Origin of the sequence: Stenotrophomonas sp. RG-453, assembly GCF_033843685.1 — a bacterium.
GTDB lineage: Bacteria > Pseudomonadota > Gammaproteobacteria > Xanthomonadales > Xanthomonadaceae > Stenotrophomonas > Stenotrophomonas bentonitica_A.
The window spans coordinates 1-3154 of record NZ_JAMYED010000015.1 but is presented as its reverse complement, the minus strand read 5'-3'; the positions used below and the strand labels follow the sequence as shown (position 1 = coordinate 3154).

The window sequence follows — 3154 nt, the reverse complement described above, 5'->3', positions numbered from 1 at the left end:
TAACCCAAGGCAACTTGCGGTTATATGGTCAAGCGAATAAGCGCACACGGTGGATGCCTTGGCGGTCAGAGGCGATGAAGGACGTGGCAGCCTGCGAAAAGTATCGGGGAGCTGGCAACAAGCTTTGATCCGGTAATGTCCGAATGGGGAAACCCACCCGCTTGCGGGTATCCTGCAGTGAATACATAGCTGCTGGAAGCGAACCTGGTGAACTGAAATATCTAAGTAACCAGAGGAAAAGAAATCAACCGAGATTCCCTGAGTAGCGACGAGCGAACGGGGACTAGCCCTTAAGCTGGAATGGTTCTAGAAAAACAGCCTGGAACGGCTGGCCATAGAAGGTGATAGCCCTGTATTTAAAAGGGCCACTCCAGTGAAGACGAGTAGGGCGGGGCACGTGAAACCCTGTCTGAACATGGGGGGACCATCCTCCAAGGCTAAATACTACTGACCGACCGATAGTGAACCAGTACCGTGAGGGAAAGGCGAAAAGAACCCCGGAGAGGGGAGTGAAATAGATCCTGAAACCGTGTGCGTACAAGCAGTAGGAGCTCGAAAGAGTGACTGCGTACCTTTTGTATAATGGGTCAGCGACTTACTGTTCGTGGCAAGCTTAACCGTATAGGGGAGGCGAAGGGAAACCGAGTCTGATAAGGGCGCATAGTCGCGGGCAGTAGACCCGAAACCGGGTGATCTAGTCATGGCCAGGGTGAAGGTGCCGTAACAGGTACTGGAGGCCCGAACCCACGTCTGTTGCAAAAGACGGGGATGAGCTGTGATTAGGAGTGAAAAGCTAATCGAACCCGGAGATAGCTGGTTCTCCTCGAAAGCTATTTAGGTAGCGCCTCATATGTATCCTCTCGGGGGTAGAGCACTGTTATGGCTAGGGGGTCATCGCGACTTACCAAACCATTGCAAACTCCGAATACCGAGACGGACTGTATGGGAGACACACGGCGGGTGCTAACGTCCGTCGTGAAAAGGGAAACAACCCAGACCCACAGCTAAGGTCCCAAATTCACTGCTAAGTGGAAAACCATGTGGAAAGGCACAGACAGCCAGGAGGTTGGCTTAGAAGCAGCCACCCTTTAAAGAAAGCGTAATAGCTCACTGGTCGAGTCGGTCTGCGGGGAAGATTTAACGGGGCTAAGCAGTGAACCGAAGCTTGGGGTGTGCATATTTATATGTACGCGGTAGAGGAGCGTTCCGTAAGCCGTTGAAGGTGGATTGAGAAGTCTGCTGGAGGTATCGGAAGTGCGAATGCTGACATGAGTAACGATAATGCGGGTGAAAAACCCGCACGCCGAAAGCCCAAGGTTTCCTTGCGCAACGTTAATCGGCGCAGGGTGAGTCGGCCCCTAAGGCGAGGACGAAAGTCGTAGTCGATGGGAAGCAGGTTAATATTCCTGCACCTCGCGTAAGTGCGATGGAGGGACGGAGAAGGTTAGGTGTACCCGGCGTTGGTTGTCCGGGGGAAAGGCGGTAGGTTTGGATCTTTGGCAAATCCGGGATCCTTTAAGACCGAGCACCGAGACGAGCCTTTAAGGCGAAGTCACTGATACCACGCTTCCAGGAAAAGCTCCTAAGCTTCAGCTTACGCAGACCGTACCGTAAACCGACACAGGTGGGTAGGATGAGAATTCTCAGGCGCTTGAGAGAACTCGGGTGAAGGAACTAGGCAACATGGCACCGTAACTTCGGGAGAAGGTGCGCCCTTTTTGGTGGCTCATGCGAGCTATAGCTGAAGAGGGCCGCAGTAACCAGGCCGCTGCGACTGTTTATCAAAAACACAGCACTCTGCAAACACGAAAGTGGACGTATAGGGTGTGACGCCTGCCCGGTGCTGGAAGGTTAATTGATGGGGTCAGCCGCAAGGCGAAGCTCTTGATCGAAGCCCCAGTAAACGGCGGCCGTAACTATAACGGTCCTAAGGTAGCGAAATTCCTTGTCGGGTAAGTTCCGACCTGCACGAATGGCGTAACGACAGCGGCGCTGTCTCCACCCGAGACTCAGTGAAATTGAAATCGCTGTGAAGATGCAGCGTTCCCGTGGCAAGACGGAAAGACCCCGTGAACCTTTACTATAGCTTTACACTGAACGTTGAGTTCGTCTGTGTAGGATAGGTGGGAGGCTATGAAACCATGGCGCTAGCTGTGGTGGAGCCATCCTTGAAATACCACCCTGTCGTGCTTGACGTTCTAACCTAGGTCCATAATCTGGATCGGGGACCGTGTATGGTGGGTAGTTTGACTGGGGCGGTCTCCTCCTAAAGAGTAACGGAGGAGCTCGAAGGTACGCTCAGCGCGGTCGGACATCGCGCACTGTGTGCAAAGGCATAAGCGTGCTTGACTGCAAGATCGACGGATCAAGCAGGTAGGAAACTAGGACTTAGTGATCCGGTGGTTCTGTATGGAAGGGCCATCGCTCAACGGATAAAAGGTACTCCGGGGATAACAGGCTGATACCGCCCAAGAGTTCATATCGACGGCGGTGTTTGGCACCTCGATGTCGGCTCATCACATCCTGGGGCTGTAGTCGGTCCCAAGGGTATGGCTGTTCGCCATTTAAAGTGGTACGCGAGCTGGGTTCAGAACGTCGTGAGACAGTTCGGTCCCTATCTGCCATGGGCGTTGGAGATTTGAGAGGGGCTGCTCCTAGTACGAGAGGACCGGAGTGGACGAACCTCTGGTGTTCCGGTTGTCACGCCAGTGGCATTGCCGGGTAGCTATGTTCGGAAGCGATAACCGCTGAAAGCATCTAAGCGGGAAGCGCGCCTCAAGATGAGATCTCCCGGGGCACAAGCCCCCTGAAGGAACCATATAGACTATGTGGTTGATAGGTCAGGTGTGTAAGTACAGCAATGTATTGAGCTAACTGATACTAATGATCCGTGTGGCTTGACCATATAACCTCAAGTTGCCTTGGCCGACATGACATGTCGATAGATCCCAAGTGCACGCTACGTCACAAGACTTACGAGAGGCAGGCGCCTTAATCCGTTCCTTAGGATGGCGACGCTCCAACTGTCTCCCTGGTGAAATTAGCGCTGTGGAACCACCCGATCCCATCCCGAACTCGGAAGTGAAACGCAGCTGCGCCGATGGTAGTGTGGCCTAAGCCATGCGAGAGTAGGTCATCGCCAGGGTTTTTACCC

Annotated in this window: 2 rRNA genes; both read left to right on the top strand. The window is 53.5% G+C overall.

Features of this window, described 5'->3' with window-relative positions:
- Nucleotides 1–26 precede the first annotated feature (26 nt).
- Nucleotides 27–2905 (top strand): 23S ribosomal RNA (locus tag NJD74_RS19535).
- A gap of 125 nt (nucleotides 2906–3030) precedes the next feature.
- Nucleotides 3031–3145: ribosomal RNA gene (gene rrf / locus NJD74_RS19530) — 5S ribosomal RNA — on the top strand.
- The last annotated feature ends 9 nt before the right edge of the window (nucleotides 3146–3154 follow it).